The organism is Nonomuraea sp. NPDC050536, from assembly GCF_044457685.1.
Lineage (GTDB): Bacteria > Actinomycetota > Actinomycetes > Streptosporangiales > Streptosporangiaceae > Nonomuraea.
The window spans coordinates 360502-378826 of sequence record NZ_JBITHD010000006.1 but is presented as its reverse complement, the minus strand read 5'-3'; the positions used below and the strand labels follow the sequence as shown (position 1 = coordinate 378826).

The window sequence follows — 18325 nt, the reverse complement described above, 5'->3', positions numbered from 1 at the left end:
CCTATAGGCACAATTATCCTGTGCTGTCTGAGCTGCAGGAACTCGTCGACTCTCTGGCCTCCCGCCTGGGTCGGTCCGTGGCCATCGACGACCCTTCGATGGCCCTGGTGGTGTACACACCGCAGATCGGGGCGGTCGACCGGCACAGGATGGAATCGGTGCTGAACCGCAAGGCCAGCCCCGAGGTGCTGGAGTACGTGGGCCCGCTGGGCATCGCCACGGCGACCCAACCGGTGCGTGTCCCGGCACGGCCGGATATGGAGATGTTCGGCCGCGTGTGTGTGCCGATCCGGCACCGGGATGTCCTACTCGGCTACCTGTGGCTCATCGAGACCGACCCGCCCATGGACGCCGCCGAGATCGAGATGGCCGAGGAGACCGCCCGGACCGCCGGCCTGGTGATGTATCGCGAGCAGCTCCTGGGCAACCTGCGGCGCGCGGAGGAACGCGAGACCCTGCGCGACCTGTTCTCCGACGATCCGACCATCAGGGAACATGCCGTCGAAACACTTCGGCAGCAGAACGCGTTAGGGTCCCGCCGGGCGTTTCTGGCCGTGGTGGGACGGGTGCTGCCGATCGCGTCGATCGCCGATCTGCCGCTCCTCCTGGAACCCGTCCTGCACCAGGTGACGCGCCGGTTCGGACCGGCGTCGTGCGCCTACCTCGCCCGGGCCGATCACGCGGTGGTCATCACGGCCGCGGGACCGGGAGGACTGACCGAGAGCGAGGTGTCGAGCCTGGCCGACCTGCTCCACGCCGAGGTCGCCAAGGTGATCGGCGACCGGGGCTCCGTGCGCGTCGGCGTGGGGGACACCGTGGAGTCGCTGACGGACGTGCGCACCAGCTACCGGCACGCCAATGACGCGATCAAGGTCGGCGAGACCGTGCCCGGATTCCAGCCCGTCGTGCACTGGAAGTCACTGGGCATCTACTCCCTCCTGGTGCAGCTGCCGCTCGACCAGCTGCCCGAGGAAGCGGTGCCGCGTGCCCTGCGCCGACTGTTCGAGGTGGATCGTTCCGGCCAGCTCGTCAACACCTTAGAGGTCTATCTCGATCATATCGGCGACGTACGGACCGTGCTGGCGAAGCTGCACGTCCATCGGGCCACGCTCTACTACCGCCTGGGCCGGGTCGGCGATCTCACCGGTCTGGACCTGGCCGACGGCGGGCAGCGGCTCATGATCCACCTCGGCCTCAAACTGGCTCGGCTCACCGGCCGGTATCCGCATCCGTGATCATGCGGGAGTCTGAACTCCGTGCCCTCCTTTGCGACGGGCGTCGGCTGTCGGCCGCTCCTTGCGCAACCACACTGTCCTCATGGAACGCACCCTCCAAGAGCTCGACTCCCTGGCCGACGCCTATCTCTTTCACCTGGCCGAACATGATCCGGTGCTCTGCGTCCGGATGGGACTCCCCGTCGAGTCGATCCCCGTGGCCTCGATCGAGGAAGCCGAGAAGCGTGCCGGTTTCGCCGCGAGCGTCCTGGAGCGGATGGACGCTCTGCCGCCGTCCGCCTCGGACGACGACACCGCTGGGTTCCTGCGCGCGCTGGCCGAGCAGGAGATCGAGGCCGCCCGCTTCTACTGGCTGACGCCCGCGGCCACGCCGTACAGGCTCATGGATCTTTCCGTGTACGGCGACGCGGTGTTCGCAGCGCTCGCGTTCGAGGGGCCGGGCGACGTCGACCGCTACCTCGAACTGGTACGCGGCCTGGCCGGGTCCGTCGCCGGTGTCGCGGCCAAGGTGGCGGGGCAGGCGGCACGCGGCATCCGCGTCCCGGCGCCCGCGCTCCCCGGCGCCATCGGCACAGTGGAGAGGCTGCGCGCGTCGGCATCGCGGTACGTGGAGGTGGCCGAGGAACGGCTGGGCCGGCTGGACCGCCTGACGCGTGCGCGGCTGCGGGACGACGTGGCCCGGCTGCGCGACGGTGAGCTGGCGATCGCCTTCGACCGCCTGCTGGCCGTACTGAACGACCCGGACTACCAGCGGAGCGCGCCCGAGGGCGTGGCATGGACGCTCCACGACGACGGCGAGGAGGCCTACCGTTCCTTCGTCCGGGTGCACACCACGCCGGAGCGGCTGCACGAGCTGGGCAGGGAACAATGCGACGAGCTGGCCGAGCGCATGCGCGAAGCCCGTGCCCGCCTGGGCTTCACGGGTACGGAGAGCGAGTTCCACGACCGGCTGAAGGCCGAGCCCGGGGTCCATGCCGCCTCACCCGAGGAGGTGGAGTCGCGCTACCTGGCCTACCTCGAGCGCCTGCGGCCGCTGCTGCCGAGCTGGTTCTCGGCGCTGCCCGAGGCGCCCTACGGGGTCAAGCGCCTCGACGCGGCGCTCGAGGCCACGCTGACCTTCGGCTACTACCAGCTGCCCACGCCTGGGAGCCCTGCGGGGCTGTACCGCTACAGCGCCTCCGACCTGGACAGCCGCTCCATGCTGGGCGCGGCTTCGCTGATCTACCACGAGCTGGCTCCCGGCCACCACTTCCACCTCGCCCGGCAGCAGGAGAACACGTCCTTGCCGCAGCTGCGGCGCCGGCTGGCCCCCTTCACCGCCTTCAACGAGGGGTGGGCCGAGTACGCCGCAGGACTGGGCTGGGAGATGGGACTCTACGACGACCCGTGGGACGCCTACGGCCGGCTCACCCAGGAGCGGTTCACCGCGCAGCGGCTCGTGGTCGACACGGGGCTCAACCTCGGCACGATGACGCTCGACGAGGCACGCGCCTTCATGCGGCTCCACACGACCGAGTCCGAGACGCAGATCGCGACCGACACCCTGAGGTACTGCACCGACCTGCCGGGGCAGGCGCTCACCTACCGGGCGGGCTTCCTGGAGCTGACCCGGCTGCGGCGCGAGGCAGCCGGCGTCGACGTCCGCGCCTTCCATGAGGCGGTCCTGGGGGGAGGCTGCCTGCCGTTCCCGGCCCTGCGGCGCAGGATCGCCCGCGTCATCCCATGACGGTCCTGGGAGCATCCTGCCGGACCGGCCGCTTGCGGGAGAACGCGCTCAGATCGATCTCGAGTCCCGTGTGCTCGCACCGGTGGCGAACCGGGTCGCTGTCGTGGTCGTGCCCCGCCTCGACGCGCTCGATCAGGGTGGCCATCACGCGCCCCACGATCGGCGCGTTCTTGAACTGGTTACCGCTCGTGCCCATCGCCACGTAGTAGCCCGCGAGGTCGGTGCGGTCGTAGATCGGCGTCCAGTCGTCGGCGACGTCGTAGACCCCGGCGACGCCGCGCGGGATGTTCGGAACGGTGAGGCCGGGCAGCCGCCTGGCGGCACGGAGCACCTGCGTCCAGAAGCGCTCGACCGTCGGCCCCTGATGAGCGGTGTCGGGATCGTCGACCCACTCCAGCGGGTCGCACTCCGGCTCCGTCCCCCCGATGAGCAACTGCGCGCCGGGGACGGGCCGGATGTAGACGCCGAGATCCATGTCGGCGATGGCCGGCCCGAACTCGGCGTCACCGCCGAACCCCTCCGGCATCCGCACCTGGTGAACCTCCTGCCGCATCGGGCGGACCCCGATCGTAAACTCCGCCCCCGCGCCTGCCAGCCGATTCAGCGCACCGGACCACGGTCCTGCCGCGTTCACCACGATCGGGGCCAGCACCGCCGAGCCGTCGGACAGCCGCACCCCGCGAACCCGGTCGCCCTGCCGGAAGACCGCCACGACCTGGCTGTGGAAGGCGAAGCGGGCGCCCAGCCGCTGCGCCCCCGCCGCGAGGTTGTGCGCGGCCAGCTGGGGGTCGTCGACGAACCCCGCGTCGGGCGTGTAGACCGCGCCCAGCTCCCCGTCGGCCTCGTCCAGGAAGGCCGAATCGTCGACTGGCTTGGGCGGCCAGTAGCGCCCCGAGTCGATGCCCGGCACCCGCGCCCGCAACGTGTCGGCGTCCCATTCCTCGTACGGCACGCCGACTTGCTCGAAGAGCGCGACGGTCTGGTCCCGAGGCGCGATCGGGGCGTCGAGCAGGACCATGCCCGTCCGCCGGAACGAGGCGGTCCCCGCCGCGTCGCGGTGCCCCACGTGCTCGGCCCAGTTCGTCCAGCAGTGCCAGGACTCCCAGGCGGCGACGACGCCGGCCCAGGTAGAGTAGTTGAACCGGACGACCGCGCTCGACGCGCTCGTCGATCCGTGGCCGGCGCCGCCGGCCTTGTCGACGACCAGGACCTCCAGCCCGAGCCGCGACAGTTCCAGTGCGATGGACGCGCCGATGACACCGGCACCCACCACCACCGCATCAGCGGTCGTTGACAACGATTCTCCTAGGTTGCACGCGACGGGTCCGGAAGGTCCCGCCGCAGGGTCGGCACTGACGCCAGCAGGCTCCGCGTATAGGGGTGCCGGGGCGAGGCGATCAGCTCGTCGGCGGGCGCGACCTCCACGATCTCGCCCTGCCGCATGACCGCGATGACGTCGGACACGTAGCGCACGGCCGCCAGGTTGTGGCCGATGAACAACATCGACAGCCCGCGCTCGGCTTGGACCCGGCGGATCATGTTGAGCACCGAGGCCTGCACCGACACGTCCAGGGCCGAGGTGATCTCGTCGGCGATCACGAGGTCCGGCTCGACGGCCAGCGCTCGCGCGATCGCGACCCGCTGCCGCTGGCCGCCGGACAGCTCCCGCGGCAGCTTCGCGGCCAGGGCCGGATCCAGGCCTACCAGTTCGAGCAGCTCCGCGGTCCGCTGCTCGCGCTCGTGTACGGCGAGCCGGGTGAACGCCGTGGCGGCCTCCACCAGCGTCTGCCCGGCGGTCATCCGCGGGTCCAGCGCGGTGTCCGGGTCCTGGAACACGATCTGCACCCGCCGCCCCAGCCGTCTCCGCGCGCCGCGTCGGCGTCGCGCGAGGTCCTCACCGTCCAGCAGGATCCGCCCACGGAGCACGGGGACGAGGCCGACGATCGCGCGCGCCAGGGTGGACTTGCCCGAGCCGGACTCGCCGACGAGCCCCAGGGTGGCGCCGCGGGGGATGTCCAGCGACACGCGCTCCGCGGCCACGACGTCGCCGAACCGGATGCCGACGTCGCGCAGCCTCAGGAGGCAGTCATCGGGTACCAGCATGCGACCTCCTGCTCCGCGTCGACGGGTGACAGCTCGGGCTCCGACTCCTCGCAGCGGGAGCGGGCGGCCGCGCACCGGGTGACGAAGGGGCAGCCCGCGGCTGGGTGCGACGGGTCGGGCGGCGAGCCCTCGATCGTCGCGAGGGGCGCATGGCGATCCGCGGCCAGGTCGGGGACCGCGGCCACGAGCGCGCGAGTGTACGGGTGCGCCGCTCCGCCGACGAGGCGGGAGGCGGGCAGGCTCTCGACGAGGCGCCCGCCGTACATCACCAGGATCCTGTCGCACAGCTGGGAGACGACGGCGACGTCGTGGCTGATGAACAGGATCGCGGTGCCGTCGCTCCGGCGTATCCCCGCGAGCAGGTCGATGATCTGCTGCTGGACGGTGACGTCCAGCGCCGTCGTGGGCTCATCGGCGATGATCAACCGGGGGCGCGTCATGAGGCCCATGGCGATCATCACCCGCTGCCGCATACCGCCCGACAGGCTGAACGGCCGCGCCCGCAGGATGCGCCGCTCGGCAGGCAGCGCGACGCGCGCGAGGCTGTCCCTCGCCTGCTCCAGAGCCTTCTTACGGCCGGTGCCGCGGTGCACGCGGACGGCTTCGGTCAGCTGGGTGCCGATCCGGAGCGCGGGGTTGAGGGCGGAGGCGGGATTCTGGAAGATCATCGCCATGCCGGTGGCGAGGTTGGCCGCTTGGAGCGCGGTCACGTCCTCGCCGAGGAACCGGTGGCGGTCACAGCGCACGCGGGCGGCGGGAGGCGTCAGGCCCGCCAGGGCCAGCGCGGTCAGCGACTTCCCGGACCCTGACTCGCCGACCAGCCCGACGATCTCGCCACGCCGCAGAGCCAGCGTGACACCGCGCACGGGGACGCCGGTGTCGAAGCCGACGGTCAGGTTCTCCACGAGCAGGACCTCGTCGTCCGGGCGGGGCCTCTCGGAGCGCTCCACCGCGGTCACCGGCGGGGGCGCCGGCCGGACCCCGGCTCGGCACGCGGCCTTGCCCGCCCACACCTCGCCGAGCAGCTGCAGGGCCAGCCCGGCGAAGACGATGGCGAACCCGGGCGCCACGGCCGGTAGCGGGCTGGCGTAGATGCGCTGCAGGCCCTGGCTGAGGAGCAGCCCCCAGTCATAGTCCGGCGCCTGCACCCCGAGCCCGAGGAAGCTCAGTCCGGACAGGCCCACGAGAGTGGCGCCGGCCGCCAGGGTGACGTTCAGCAGGAGCGGCTCGGCGATGTTCGGCAGGACGTGGCGCAGGAGCAGGCGGTGCCACCGCAGCCCGAGCACGCGGGCGGCGGACACGTACTCGCTCTCCACCACCCCGGCGGCCAGCGTCTGGGTCAGCCGGGCGAAGCTCGGCGTGTAGGCGACGGCCAGCGCCAGCACGGCCCCGGCAGCGCCCGCCCCGAAGATCACCGCGCAGAAGATCGCGACGAGCAGGGCGGGAAAGGCCAGCAGCAGGTTGATCAGCCCGCCGAGGAGCCGCCGCCCCCGGGTACCGACGACGGCGATGAGCGAGCCGAGCAGCACACCCGCGCCCGCACCGAGGATTGTGGCGATCAGCGCGAGCGACAGCGAGCGACCGGATCCGGCCAGGATCCGGGCCAGCACGTCCCGGCCGAGGTTGTCCGTCCCCAGCAGGTGCCCGGACGACGGGCCACTCAGCACGTTCGACGCGTCGACGTGCTCGGCGGCCGCGCCCCAGATGGCCGACCCGGCCACCATGAGCAGCACCAGGACGCCGACCATGGCGGCCGCGGTGACTCCCATCGGCGTCGCCCACGCCCCACGGCTCGTGGAGGACCTCATCGCCTCACGCTCCCCGCAGCGCGGACCTGGGGTTCAGCGCGGTCAACAGCACATCGATGAGGAAGTTGGCCGCCAGTACGGCCGTGCCGAGGATCAGCACCATGGCCTGGACCACGAAGTAGTCCCGGTTGACCACGGACGTGGCGATCGCCGTCCCGAGGCCGGGCCAGGCGAAGATGCTCTCGACCAGCACGGTTCCCGCGATCAGCGCGGGAAGCATGTTGCCCGCGACCGTCAGCGAGGCGGTCACCATGTTCGGAGCCGCATGCCGCAGGTAGAGCAGGCGCGCGGGGAGCCGCTTGGCGCGAGCCGTACGCATGTAGTCAGCGGACAGGGCGTTCAGCGCCTCAACCCGCACGAACCGTGCGAGCACCGCGGCCGGGCCCAGCGAGAGCGCGAGGACGGGCAGGACGTAGGAAGAGGGGCCCGACTGGCCGGCGACGGGGAAGAGCGGGATGGCCACCGCCAGGCCGGCGGACAGCGCGGCCGCCAGGACGAACTCCGGGAAGGACGCGACGGTGGCGGTGGCGGCGGTGAACGACAGCTCGGACCGGGGCCGCCTGCCGTCACGGGTGTGGACGGCGGCGAGGAGCCCGACGGGGAAGGCCAGCAGGAGGACGGCCGCGAACGCCAGCGTCGCGATGGCCAGCGTGTTCGGCAGACGCTCCCGGATGAGCTGCGCGACGGGCTCGCCGCTCACGAGCGAGACACCGAGGTCGCCGTGCGCCAGCCTGCGCAGGTAGTCGCCGTACTGCGTCAGGAGCGGGAGGTCGAGTCCGAGCTCGTGCTGCTTGGCCGCGACGGCCTCGGCGGGCGCGCCGACCCCGAGCGCCGCGCGAACGGGATCGCCCGGAATCAGATGGATCATGGAGAACGACGCGCTCACCACGACCGCGAGCGACAGGACCAGGCGCACCGTCCGTCTGGCGACGAACCCGGCCATCACGCGTGCATCCGCAGGCTGGTCGGCGCGATGCCGCCGCTGAAGGTGTAGCCGAAGGTCACCTTGTTGCCGAAGAAGGGGATGATCCCATCCGCGATCGGCAGCGCGTCGGCGTCGCGGAACAGCGCGGCCTCGGCCTGGTTCCACAGCGCGCAGCTCGACTCGTCGGCCTCGCGGAGGGCCTTGCCGACCAGCTCGGCGTAGTCGGCGTTGCGGCTGCCGGCGAAGTTCAGCCCGGTGGGCGGCTCTGGGCCACGGAAATAGGGGATGAGCTGGGCAGGGAACGGGACGCCCGGGCTGCTTCCCATGACGACGTCGAAGTCGCCGGTCTTGTACATGTCGTTGACCAGGGCGTTGAGGTCGACGCTCGCCAGCTGCACGTCGACGCCCAGCGCCTTCCACGTCTTGGCCATGAGCTCGGCCACGGACGGCAGCGTGGAGCCCAGGGCAGGGCTGGTCAGCAGGCGGATCTTCAGTGGCTTGCCGTCCTTGGCCAGCGTCCCGCCGGGACCCGGAGTCCAGCCGGCGGCCTTCAACGCGCCGGTCGGGTCTTCGCCCCCGGGCAGGTTGGCGGTGGCCAGGTCGGCGTGGCAGACGGTGTTGGTGGCGCTGATCGCCTGGGCGGGCCTGCCCTTGCCGCCCGCGGCCACGTTGGCCAGCTGCCCGCGATCGAGCGCGGTGATGAGGGCACGCCGTACCGCCAGATCGCTCAACGGGCGGCCGGGCCGCTCGTTGAAGAACGTCAGGCCCAGCACGGTGGGCATGTCGAGAGTGAACAGCCGGCTTCCCCTGAGACGGTCGACGTCCGGACCTGACACGCCGGCCACGTTGAGACCGCCGGTGAGCAGCAGGTTGGCGCGCGTCGACTCGTTCGCGACGACCGAGATGACGATCTTGCCGGGTATGCCGGGGACGTCTGTCGTCGCACCGCCCGGCCCCCAGGCGTATCCCTTGCGCAGGGTGAAGGTGTACGGCCCGCCGGGCTGGTAGCCGCTGAGGACGTACGGCCCGGTCCCCGCCGAGCCGCGCTCCAGCGACGCGGGGTCCTTCAGCCCGGCCGGGCAGATGATGGGCAAGGTGCCGATCGAGCGGGTGATGAAGCTGTACGGCGACTTCAGGTGCACCGACACCGTCCCGCTCGCGTCGTCGGCGCGCAGGGTGAACGGCACGCCGGCGGGCAGGATCGTCTGCGCCCCTACCAGCTTGTTCTTCGGATCCTTCGCGTACTCCAGCGACCGGACCACGTCCGAGGCGGTCAGCTTGGCGCCATCGGCGCAGGTGACCTCCTTGCGGAGGGTGAACGTGGCGTCCGTGGCCGTGGCAGTCCAGCTCGCGGCCAGGCCGGAGGTGACCTTGCCGTCGGCTGCCACGTTGACCAGAGGGTCGTAGGCGTAGCCCGCCTGGCTCACCCCGAACTGCGAGTAGGGGTGGAAGCTGGTGATCTCGGAGTTGTTCCCGATCTTGACGGTGCCACCGTCGACGAGCGCCCCCTGCGCCTGGGAGGCGTTGCCGCCTGCCGCAGAGCACCCAGCCGCCGCGAGGGTGGCGATGAGGGCGATGGCGGCGGAGGTTCTGGGCAAGGGCTGGAGTTGCATGCCCGCATCGTGACACCGGCCGAAATTCCTCAGGAGCTACCGCTGTCTTGACTTCTCGCGATGAATTGCGACTGGTGTCGAACTTTTCATTATCTGGATTTCGGCTGGGGCCGAAATAATGTTTTCGCATTGACGGGGCCTGGACTTCAGATTACGGTCAGGGCCTTAATTACCGGCGCGCGGAGGTGTCAGCTGGCCGACCCTGTACATGACTACGAGCTCCTCGCTCGGCGATTCCAGGAGCACCGGAGCCTGCTGATGGGGGTGGCGATGCGGATCCTCGGTTCCTCGATCGATGCGGATGACGCCGTTCAGGAGACCTGGCTGAGGCTCAGCGGTTCCTATCCGGATCACGTGGAGAACCTGCCCGCGTGGATGACCAGGATCGTGACCCGGGTGTCGCTGAACATGCTCCGATCACGCAACAGCCTGCGGGAGGATCTCGTCGATCCGCTGCACTGCCCGGCGATCGCGGGGCCGGATGGTGGGGGAGACCCCGAGGACGCGGCGCTCAGGAACGAATCGATCAGCCTGGCGCTGCTGACCCTGCGGGAGTTGCTGCCGCCGAGGGAGCGGCTCGCGTTCGTGATGCACGACATGTTCGCCGTGCCGTTCGAGGAGATCGCTCCGGTGATGCAGCGGTCCACGGTGGCGGCTCGCAAGCTGGCCAGCCGCGCCCGCCGCAGGCTCATGGCGAATGCCTGGTCGTCCACATAGGAAGGAAGAAGCTTCATGACAAGACTGCGGGATGGCAAGCTGGCGCTGCGGGCGAGCTCCACGTCCGGCCCTCCGCGCAAGCTCGAAGTGCCCGCGGTGCTGGCCAAACCCGCCGACGAGCACCAGGGCGGTGCCCTGCTGCCGCGCGCCCTGGTCGAGCAGACCGGTTTCTCGACGGCGGAGCGCCAGCTCTACGCCATGCACCGGCTGTCAGCCGACTCGACACTGTGGCGCGATCTGGCCAAGGTGACCCCCGCGTCACGATCGCCTCCGAGGAGGGCTACCGCAACGTGCCCGACCCCGGCTTCGCGGGAATGGTGACGGGCGTGGCGGTGAGCCGGCCGATGACGAACCCCGCACGGAGTCGTCGAGTTGAGGCGTGCAGAGTTTTCGCTGGTGGTCAACGTGTCGACGTCAGGAGCACAGCGCCCTACACCACGCACGCGGCGAGGATGACGATCCCGGCATGGTTCAACGACGCCCCGTCGCCGATCAACTGTGTCGGGTCGGCCGATAGGTCAGCACCTGCGTGTGGCCGTCGAAGGTCCGGGCCTCGAGCAGCTCGAGGTCGAAGTCGTCCGCACCGTCGAAGATCCGGTCCACGCCGGTCGTCCCGGAGATCACTGGGAAGACCGTCACCTCGATGGTGTCGATCAGGCCGGCGTTCAGCAGCGCCCGGTTGAGCGTCAGGCTGCCGTGGGAGCGCAGCGGCACATCGGATTCGGCCTTGAGGCGCGTGACCACCTCGACAGGATCGCCGGCCTCGATGGTCGTGTCCGGCCACGCGAGCGGCTCGGTCAGCCGGCTGGAGAGCACCGTGACCGGCGAGTCGAACATGCGCGTGATCCACCCGTCGAACAGGCTGCGGTCGAAGCCCGCGTCAAGGAACGGCGCGTTCGAGGAGTAGGTCTTGGCCCCGAGCACCATGCGCAGCGGGTCGCGGTAGGCAGCGGCGCGATAGGCGAGGAATTCGGGGCCCTGCTTGCCCCAGTAGCCGCCCCAGTCGCCGTCGTGGTTGGCGAAGCCGTCGAGCGTGGAGAAGATGTCGAAGGTGTACGTGGCAGTCATGGTGTCTCCTTGCGGGAAGTTGGTCGCGCGCGCCTTGTGGCGGCCTCACCCCTGCTACGAACACCACCGCCCCGATCCGACACGCCTCCCGGATCTCTTTCAAAACTTTCCGGGCTCATCCGGTCTGAGTGTCAGGATCATGCCAGGGCTGATCGCAGTGTTCGGTGGGCTGAGGCAGGGTCGTCGGCCGCGAGATACAGCCGTTGGACAACGAGCTGTCGGCCGTTCGCCAGGCGCAGGCTCACGGGCTGGCGTAGATCCACGACCAGTTCGGCCGCTCCGGCGACGTTGCAGGCAACCGCGTCAGGGCAGCCGGGAACCGGCCGCACCCCACGTCCTTTGATCGACAGACGCTCACGGCGAACGCCCGCCACGAGAGTCAGCGGAAGGGTGAACTCGTCGAGCAGACCGGCACGCACGGTTAGCATCCCAGTTCGCAGATGGTGAGGATGGCGGCGCGTCACAGCACCGAACGCGACTGCCGCATCGACCATCCCGCAAGACGCCGACACCCACGCGCCAGCGGCCACCCGCTCGGACCACGACCTCGTACACGCCGCCCTCTTCGACTCAGACACCCGCACAGATCATCCGGCCCGAACGACGAGCACCGCTGGTCGGTTGGGGCGTGTGCGTGGCGTTTCTCTTCTCCCGTTCGTCGTTCATGGATATGACACGGCACGGCCATGCACTGTGACCCCGCATCCCGATCCTGTTCCAGGGAGGAGCGCGATGGCCGGACAGGGCCGCCACCACATGCGGCGTACCGGCCGCGCCACCCATATCCAGATGGAGATCATGGCCGTGACGAACATCGCCCGGTCTCACCACCAGGGTCACAGTCAGCACGTTCGACCGGGCGCTAGATGTGGTAGCGCGCGGCTCTCGTGGTGGCGGCGGGCTCGTTGCCGTTCATCCGTACGAAGGACCACGCCTTGAGGTCCTGTCCCGAGCGGACGTGCACGGTGCGCGAGAAGCAGCCGACCTGCCGACCCGGACGGATGGCGGTGTCGTTGCACTTGGCGCTGCCGCCGAAGGAGGCCGTCGCCAGGGCTGCCAGGTGGATCGCGACGTTCGACTTGTTCTGGACCACGGTCACGGCCTGCGCATCGCGGTTGTCGTTCACGATGATGCAGGTCTGCATGTAGACGTTCGTGGAATCCGGGTGCTGCGTCGTCCGGCCGCAGTGCCAGTGCGAGTCGGGCGAGACCGACTGCCAGTTCGGGTAGGCGGAGGCCGGGCTCGACATGGCCAGGACCGTCGCGCCCATGGCTGCTGCCGCCGCCAGGGCTCGTCCAAATAGCTGACGCACGAACACGAATGAGTTCCTTCCTCTGGTGAGTCTCTGGTGAAGTGACACGGCCCGGCGGTGGAACGTGACCGGTTGCTTCATCCCGCCCCGCCCAAGACCTCTCAGCGGCCCTGGATCGACACGGGGAACCAGCGGTTGGCGATGACCTGGATCTTTCCCTTGGGCGGGATGTAGGCGAGGAACTCGTTGCGATCCACCTTCGTCAGCCGCGAACGCACCGTGGACGGCACGCCGAAGCCCTTCTGCAGGTCCCCGTAGTTCTGGCTCTGCCAGGTCATGCCGCTGTTGGGGGACTTGCTGCGATAGGAGTGCTCGAGGTCGAGGCCGAACCACACCAGCGCCCCACCGGATTTCGTCCGTACGGCGTACACCGGCGTAGCGGCACTCCTGGCCCGGCTCGTGCCTGTCCATCCGTTGCCCTGAAACGCCTTCCGGTTGGCGATCAGCGACTGATAAGGGCTTTTGATCAGGCGGCCGAAGGCGAACAGCCTGGCCGACGGGCTCCGGGTGCCGTGGGAGACGACGTCGGCGAGGGAGTTCGCGAGATCCCCCGGCGGCACCGCGAGGCCCGCATCGTCGGCGGGCACCACGTCGGGGAAGTCCTCGACGTCGACTCCAGGGGCCAGCGGCCCCTTCGCCGTGGTGGAGAACGGTACGTATGCCACCCGCCACGGCTGCCCCTCCCGCTCCTGGACGAACACCGGGATGTCGCGCGTGGCAGGTTTCGTCCCACGGTCGGTCGCGGCGGAGGCGTAGCGGTACAGCCGTCCTGTGATCTTGTATTTGAGGTTGCCGAAGCCCCCCCCGTCCTTAGCTGTCGGATTCCAGTTTCTCGATGACGCGGCGGCTGAAGGCGGCCAGGGCGTCCAGCTCTTCCTCCGTCATGAGGTCGATCAGGTGCCTGCGGACCGATTCGACGTGGCCCGGGGCGGCCTGCACGATGCTGTCCCAGCCTGTGTCCGTCAGGACCACGGCCGAGCCGCGGCCGTCGTCGGCGCATTCCTGGCGCTCGACCAGGCCGCGCTGCTGCATGCGGGTGATGTGGTGCGAAAGGCGGCTCTTGGACCAGTGCATGTGCGCCGCCAGGGCGCTGAGGCGCATGCTGCGGCCGGGCGCCTCGGACAGGTTGGACAGCACGTCGTAGTCGGGCTCGGACAGGCCACTGGCGTTCATCAGGTCGCGGCCCAGCTCCAGGTCGAGGAGCAACCTCATCCGGCGGTACCCGATCCAGGCCCGCATCTCCCGCTCGTCGAGCCACCGGGTCTCAGCATTCTGCACATCCCAGATTTTAGTTGACATGTCATCATCTGTCGACCTAGCTTGGTGACATGTCAACAAGACGCTATGTCCGGCTAGGAGCGGGGTTGGCGCTGTTCGGCGCCAGCATCGCCCTCATGGTGCGGGCCGGGCTCGGCCTGGACTCCTGGGACGTGCTGCACCAGGGACTGGCCGAGCGCACCGGCCTGCCCTTGGGCCTGATCATCAACGGCACCGCCCTGCTCGTCCTGCTCGCCTGGATCCCCCTGCGGCAGCGTCCCGGGATCGGCACCATCGCCAACGTCGCGCTCGTCGGCCTGGCCGCGCAGGTGAGCCTGGCCGTGCTGCCCACACCCCACCACCTGGCGGTACGGGTGGGCCTTCTCGCCGCCGCCATCGTGCTCAACGCCTTCGCCACCGCCCTGTACATCGGTGCCGGGCTGGGGCCGGGACCGCGCGACGGTCTCATGACCGGCCTGGCCGCCCGCGGCCACTCCATCAGAGCCGTACGGACCGCCATCGAGCTGGCCGTCCTGGCCCTCGGCTGGCTGCTGGGCGGGACCGTCGGCGCGGGCACCCTGCTCTACGCCGTCTCCATCGGCCCGCTGGTCCAGTTCTTCCTCACCAAGATCGGAGCACCTCATGCCCACTCTCAACGTGATCCTGGCCAGCACCCGACCCGGCCGGGCCGGCGAGCCGATCGCGCGCTGGTTCGCACAGACCGCGCGTGAACACGGCAGCTTCGACGTTCGCCTGGTGGACCTGGCCGAGCTGAACCTGCCGATGCTCGACGAGCCGACCGCCGCCATCGAGGGCGAGCCGTACCTGCACGAGCACACCCGCCGCTGGAGCGCGATCACCGCCGCCGCCGACGCCTTCGTCCTGGTCATGCCGGAGTACAACCGCGGCTACAGCGCGCCGCTCAAGAACGCCCTGGACTACCTGTACCACGAGTGGCTCTACAAGCCGGTGGGCTTCGTCGGGTACGGCATGAGCTCGGCCGGAATGCGCGCGGTTCAGTCCATCAAGCCCGTGCTGACCGCGCTGAAGATGATGCCCGTCGACGAGGCGGTCCACGTGCATCTGCGCGGCTTCACCGAACCCACCCCGTCGATGGCCGAGGCCGCCAAGGAGATGCTCGACGAGCTGGCCCTGCTCGCCAGCGCGTTCAGCGCTCTCCGGGAAGCCCAGCCGGTTTGACACCGAGATGAGCGTGACTGTTCGGTTCCAGCTGCTCGGCACGGTCAAGGTGATCGCGCAGAACGGTGACCTGTCCCAGTTGGCGCCGCGCCACCGTGCGGTGCTGGCCTACCTGTTGCTGCATCCGCGCATCGTGATCGGCGTCGATCGGCTGATCGAGGCGATTTGGGGTCTCACCCCGCCGGATACGGCGCGGGCGCAGATCCAGTCCACCGTGGCGGCGATCAGGCGGGCGTTGCGCGAGGCCGGGGCGCGCGATCTGCTGGCCACCAGGCCGGCGGGATATGTGATCACCCCCGTACCCGGGCAGGTGGACGTCGAGGTCTTCGCCTCGGAGGTGGCGGCCGCGCAGGCGCTTGCCGACAGCGGCGCCGCCGTACAACGCCTGAGAGCAGCACTGAGTGCGTGGCGGGGACGGCCGCTGGAGGATCTGTCGGCCCATTACGTCGGTGCCGCGCGGGATCGCCTGGAGGATCGGCGGCTGCGGGCCTTCGAGCAGCTGGCGGAGCTGGAGCTGGCGGATGGCCGGCACGAGCAGCTGATCGACGAGCTGAGTGCCGAAGTGGCCGAGCATCCGCTGCGTGAGCGGCTGACCTGCCTTCTGATGCTGGCGCTGCATCAGTCGGGGCGGCAGGTCGAGGCCCTGGCGGCGGCGCGAGCCTACCGGCATGAGCTGGTCGAACGGCAAGGGCTCGACCCCGGAAAGGCCTTCGTGGAGTGCGAGCAAGCCATCCTGCGCAGCGCGCCCGTCCCAGCACGGGCCGCGGGCCGGAACTTCCTGCCCCGCGACATCCCAGACTTCACCGGCCGCGCCACCGAAGTGCAGGCGCTGCTTGGCGCATGCGACAACGACTCCCGCACAATCTCGACGGTGGACGGCATGCCCGGAATCGGGAAGACCACGCTGGCTGTCCACGTGGCGAACCAGCTGGCCGAGCGATACCCCGACGGCCGGCTCTTCGTCGACCTGCACGCGCACGCCGTGGACCAGCCGCCGACTGATCCGGGGACCGCGCTAGAGCTGCTGCTGCGGCAGCTGGGAGTGGCCGCCGACCTCATTCCGCCCGCGACGGCGGCACGGGCGGCGTTGTGGCGGGCCGAGCTATCTGGCCGCCGGGTGCTCGTGGTCCTGGACAATGCGGCCGACACTGACCACATCCGCCTGCTGCTGCCCGGTGCCACGCGGAGCCTGATGCTGGTCACCAGCCGTCGCAGGCTGACTGACCTGGACGGCGCGTACACCGTTTCGCTGGAGCCGCTGCCCGTCGAGGACTGCGTCGCCATGTTCCAGCGCATCGTGGGCGAGCGAGCGCAGGCGGATCCCGTCGCCGTGCTCGACGTGGTGCACTTGTGTGGCCTCCTGCCGCTCGCCGTACGGATCGCGGGGGCGAGGCTGCGGCACAGACCACAATGGAGCGTGGCCTATCTCGCCGACCGGCTCCGCGATCAGCGGCGTCGCCTGAGAGAGCTGTCCACCGCCGAACGCGGGGTTTGCGACGCGTTCACCCGGTCCTACCAGCAGCTTGGCCCAGACCAGCAGCGGATGTTCCGCCTGCTCAGCGTGCATCCGGGACACGACATCGAGCCGCAGGCGGCGGCTGCGCTGGCGGCAGCCGATCCGGCGCGGGCGGAGCGGCTATTGGAGGATCTCGTCGACGAGCACCTTCTGCTCCAGCACCAGCCGGGCCGCTACACCCTGCACGACCTGCTGCGCGCTCACGCCCGCTGCCTCGCCGACGCCGAGGAGCCTCCCGCCGACAGGCAAAGAGCGCTGACACGCCTGTTCGACCACTATCTGAGTACGGCCGCCGCCGCCCTGGGCGTGGACCTTCCCGCATCCGAACGCCTCAGCTCTCCAGCGGTGCGTTTCGCCAACGCGGCAGACGCTCAGGCATGGGTGAACGCGGAGCGGGCCAACTTCATCGCCGTCAGCCGCCACGCCGCGGCCCACGGCCTGATCGACGTCATCGGCGAAGCGCCGTCCACTGTGGCCCGCTGGCTGCTTCTGGTCCTGGAGACGCTTCCGGGCGGCGAGGGGATCACTCCACCCCGAGCCGAACTTGCTCTCCTGTTGCCGCGCGCCGCCGGCCGCCGACCGGCTCGAAGAGGCGCACGACCTCGCCCATGAGGTGCTGCGCGACCTTTCCCCGGCCCTGTGGTCGGCGCCCGACGTGGAGCGCCTGCTCGGTCGGTCTGACGAGGCCGAGGCGAGAGCACACTCCGCGCCCCACGCGCTGCCCCGGCCCCTGGCCCGATCCCGAGTCCGGGTCACTCAACCTCCAGCCCCACCCCCGGTCGGCAATGGACCGAGCGCGGCGGGCAGCACAAGGACCCCGACCGCGAGCCCAGACCGCGTCGGCGAGAAGTGGAGTTCTGCTGCTACCTGCGCCGCCTCTACCCGCCCCGGGTCAAGATCGCGATCATGCTCGACAACTTCTCCCCGCACCGCACGAAGAAGGACGCCCGGGTCGGTAAGTGGGCTGCTGTGAACAACGTGGAACTCGCCTACACGCCGACCGACAGCTCCTGGCTGAACCGCATCGAGGCCCAGTTCACCGCCCTGCGCTACTTAGCTCTCGACGGCACCGACCACGCCCGCCACGCCGAGCAGAACACCCTGGCGCCCGCGCCCTACGTACGCATGGCCTGTCCTGACCAAATCGTGATCCTTCGCCGGTCACATCCGTCAGCTCTGACATGTCGTAACGGTGAGCGATAACACCATGCCCATATCTCATTCATAAAAAATCATCGGGGGGCATCGCGTGACAACGAACCACCTCGCCTGTGCGCTCGCCGTCCGCTCGGGGATCGCCATCGCCGCCGCCGGGGGGACTGTCCCACCTGCGGTGGCCGATGCCGACCTGATCGTCGCCTATGACGACGGCATCCTCGACTACTCCGGTAACGGCAACGACACCGGCGTCACCTGGGCGGAAGCCAGGTATGGCTACGCCGCCGAGTTCGACGTCGGGGGCGATGAGACCCTCATTCCGGACTCCGACTCGCTCCAGCTGAGCACGGCGATGACCCTGGAGGCGTGGAGCTACCCCGCCGACACCGGCAAGTTCCAGTTCGTCGTCGACAGGGGCACCTACTCAGACACCTCTTACGCCCTGGGCGCCGTCGGCCACATAGTCAACTATCAGAGGCTCACCGCCTTCAGTGCGCGTCAACGGCACGCTGGTCAACCCCTGCACTCATCCGCGGTCCGGGCCAATACTGGGCCGCCGCGGATCGGCCGCGTCGCCTCCGAGATCAAGCAGTTCTCCACCGGCCGCATCGACGAGGTCCGCATCTACCGCCGGGCCCTGACCGTCGAGGAAATCCACACCAACATGAAGACACCCGTCGGGTAGGT

Annotated in this window: 18 protein-coding genes; 9 read left to right on the top strand and 9 right to left on the bottom strand. The window is 69.8% G+C overall.

What is annotated here, in order from left to right:
- Nucleotides 1–20 precede the first annotated feature (20 nt).
- Entirely contained in the window at nucleotides 21–1235 is a 1215-nt protein-coding gene (locus tag ACIBHX_RS20360; protein ID WP_397068690.1) for a PucR family transcriptional regulator, read from the top strand.
- An 82-nt stretch (nucleotides 1236–1317) separates the two neighbouring features.
- A complete protein-coding gene (locus ACIBHX_RS20355; RefSeq protein ID WP_397068689.1) occupies nucleotides 1318–2961 on the top strand; it encodes a DUF885 domain-containing protein in 1644 nt (547 codons plus the stop codon).
- Here ACIBHX_RS20355 and ACIBHX_RS20350 read toward each other — a convergent pair.
- Genes ACIBHX_RS20350 through ACIBHX_RS20330 form a run of 5 tightly spaced genes read right to left on the bottom strand, consistent with a single transcriptional unit; the run spans nucleotide 2951 to nucleotide 9410 of the window.
- The gene (locus tag ACIBHX_RS20350) at nucleotides 2951–4258 is read right to left on the bottom strand and encodes an NAD(P)/FAD-dependent oxidoreductase (RefSeq protein WP_397068688.1); all 1308 of its coding nucleotides are present in this window, start codon (nucleotides 4256–4258) and stop codon (nucleotides 2951–2953) included. The genes ACIBHX_RS20355 and ACIBHX_RS20350 overlap by 11 nt on opposite strands.
- An 8-nt stretch (nucleotides 4259–4266) precedes the next feature.
- Nucleotides 4267–5064 carry an ATP-binding cassette domain-containing protein gene (locus tag ACIBHX_RS20345; protein ID WP_397068687.1) on the bottom strand — a complete coding sequence of 266 codons (798 nt, stop codon included), beginning with the start codon at nucleotides 5062–5064 and terminating at the stop codon, nucleotides 4267–4269.
- Nucleotides 5037–6872, bottom strand: coding sequence for a dipeptide/oligopeptide/nickel ABC transporter permease/ATP-binding protein (locus ACIBHX_RS20340; protein WP_397068686.1), 1836 nt, complete (start codon nucleotides 6870–6872; stop codon nucleotides 5037–5039). The genes ACIBHX_RS20345 and ACIBHX_RS20340 overlap by 28 nt, the downstream gene beginning before the upstream one ends.
- A gap of 4 nt (nucleotides 6873–6876) precedes the next feature.
- On the bottom strand, nucleotides 6877–7815 hold the full coding sequence (locus ACIBHX_RS20335; RefSeq protein WP_397068684.1) for an ABC transporter permease: 939 nt from the start codon (nucleotides 7813–7815) through the stop codon (nucleotides 6877–6879).
- Complete coding sequence (locus tag ACIBHX_RS20330; RefSeq protein ID WP_397068683.1) at nucleotides 7815–9410, bottom strand: ABC transporter substrate-binding protein; 1596 nt, start codon at nucleotides 9408–9410, stop codon at nucleotides 7815–7817. The genes ACIBHX_RS20335 and ACIBHX_RS20330 overlap by 1 nt, the downstream gene beginning before the upstream one ends.
- Before the next feature lie 60 nt (nucleotides 9411–9470).
- On the opposite strand from ACIBHX_RS20330, the gene ACIBHX_RS20325 reads away from it, so the two are divergent.
- Complete coding sequence (locus ACIBHX_RS20325; protein ID WP_397068682.1) at nucleotides 9471–10127, top strand: sigma-70 family RNA polymerase sigma factor; 657 nt, start codon at nucleotides 9471–9473, stop codon at nucleotides 10125–10127.
- Nucleotides 10128–10142: 15 nt separating this feature from the next.
- Nucleotides 10143–10448 carry a hypothetical protein gene (locus ACIBHX_RS20320; protein WP_397068681.1) on the top strand — a complete coding sequence of 102 codons (306 nt, stop codon included), beginning with the start codon at nucleotides 10143–10145 and terminating at the stop codon, nucleotides 10446–10448.
- A gap of 171 nt (nucleotides 10449–10619) precedes the next feature.
- On the opposite strand, the gene ACIBHX_RS20315 is transcribed toward ACIBHX_RS20320, so the two are convergent.
- The 4 genes from ACIBHX_RS20315 to ACIBHX_RS20300 all read right to left on the bottom strand — a co-directional run bounded on the left by ACIBHX_RS20315 (nucleotide 10620) and on the right by ACIBHX_RS20300 (nucleotide 13785).
- Nucleotides 10620–11195: a dihydrofolate reductase family protein gene (locus ACIBHX_RS20315; RefSeq protein WP_397068680.1), complete on the bottom strand. Its 576-nt coding sequence runs from the start codon at nucleotides 11193–11195 to the stop codon at nucleotides 10620–10622.
- An 862-nt stretch (nucleotides 11196–12057) separates the two neighbouring features.
- Complete coding sequence (locus ACIBHX_RS20310) at nucleotides 12058–12465, bottom strand: hypothetical protein (RefSeq protein ID WP_397068679.1); 408 nt, start codon at nucleotides 12463–12465, stop codon at nucleotides 12058–12060.
- 143 nt (nucleotides 12466–12608) lie between these two features.
- Nucleotides 12609–13172 carry a hypothetical protein gene (locus tag ACIBHX_RS20305; protein WP_397068678.1) on the bottom strand — a complete coding sequence of 188 codons (564 nt, stop codon included), beginning with the start codon at nucleotides 13170–13172 and terminating at the stop codon, nucleotides 12609–12611.
- Between the two features lie 145 nt (nucleotides 13173–13317).
- Nucleotides 13318–13785, bottom strand: a complete 468-nt coding sequence (locus ACIBHX_RS20300) for a MarR family winged helix-turn-helix transcriptional regulator (protein WP_397068677.1) — start codon at nucleotides 13783–13785, stop codon at nucleotides 13318–13320.
- A 50-nt stretch (nucleotides 13786–13835) separates the two neighbouring features.
- Between ACIBHX_RS20300 and ACIBHX_RS20295 the strand changes: the two genes are divergently transcribed.
- From ACIBHX_RS20295 to ACIBHX_RS20275, 5 genes are all read left to right on the top strand, one after another.
- Nucleotides 13836–14495, top strand: coding sequence for a YitT family protein (locus tag ACIBHX_RS20295; protein ID WP_397068676.1), 660 nt, complete (start codon nucleotides 13836–13838; stop codon nucleotides 14493–14495).
- Entirely contained in the window at nucleotides 14407–14964 is a 558-nt protein-coding gene (locus tag ACIBHX_RS20290) for an NADPH-dependent FMN reductase (RefSeq protein ID WP_397068674.1), read from the top strand. The genes ACIBHX_RS20295 and ACIBHX_RS20290 overlap by 89 nt, the downstream gene beginning before the upstream one ends.
- Before the next feature lie 13 nt (nucleotides 14965–14977).
- Nucleotides 14978–17092 carry a BTAD domain-containing putative transcriptional regulator gene (locus tag ACIBHX_RS20285; RefSeq protein ID WP_397068673.1) on the top strand — a complete coding sequence of 705 codons (2115 nt, stop codon included), beginning with the start codon at nucleotides 14978–14980 and terminating at the stop codon, nucleotides 17090–17092.
- A 294-nt stretch (nucleotides 17093–17386) separates the two neighbouring features.
- Entirely contained in the window at nucleotides 17387–17683 is a 297-nt protein-coding gene (locus ACIBHX_RS20280; RefSeq protein WP_397068672.1) for a hypothetical protein, read from the top strand.
- A 46-nt stretch (nucleotides 17684–17729) separates the two neighbouring features.
- The gene (locus tag ACIBHX_RS20275) at nucleotides 17730–18323 is read left to right on the top strand and encodes a LamG-like jellyroll fold domain-containing protein (protein ID WP_397068671.1); all 594 of its coding nucleotides are present in this window, start codon (nucleotides 17730–17732) and stop codon (nucleotides 18321–18323) included.
- Nucleotides 18324–18325: the final 2 nt, after the last annotated feature.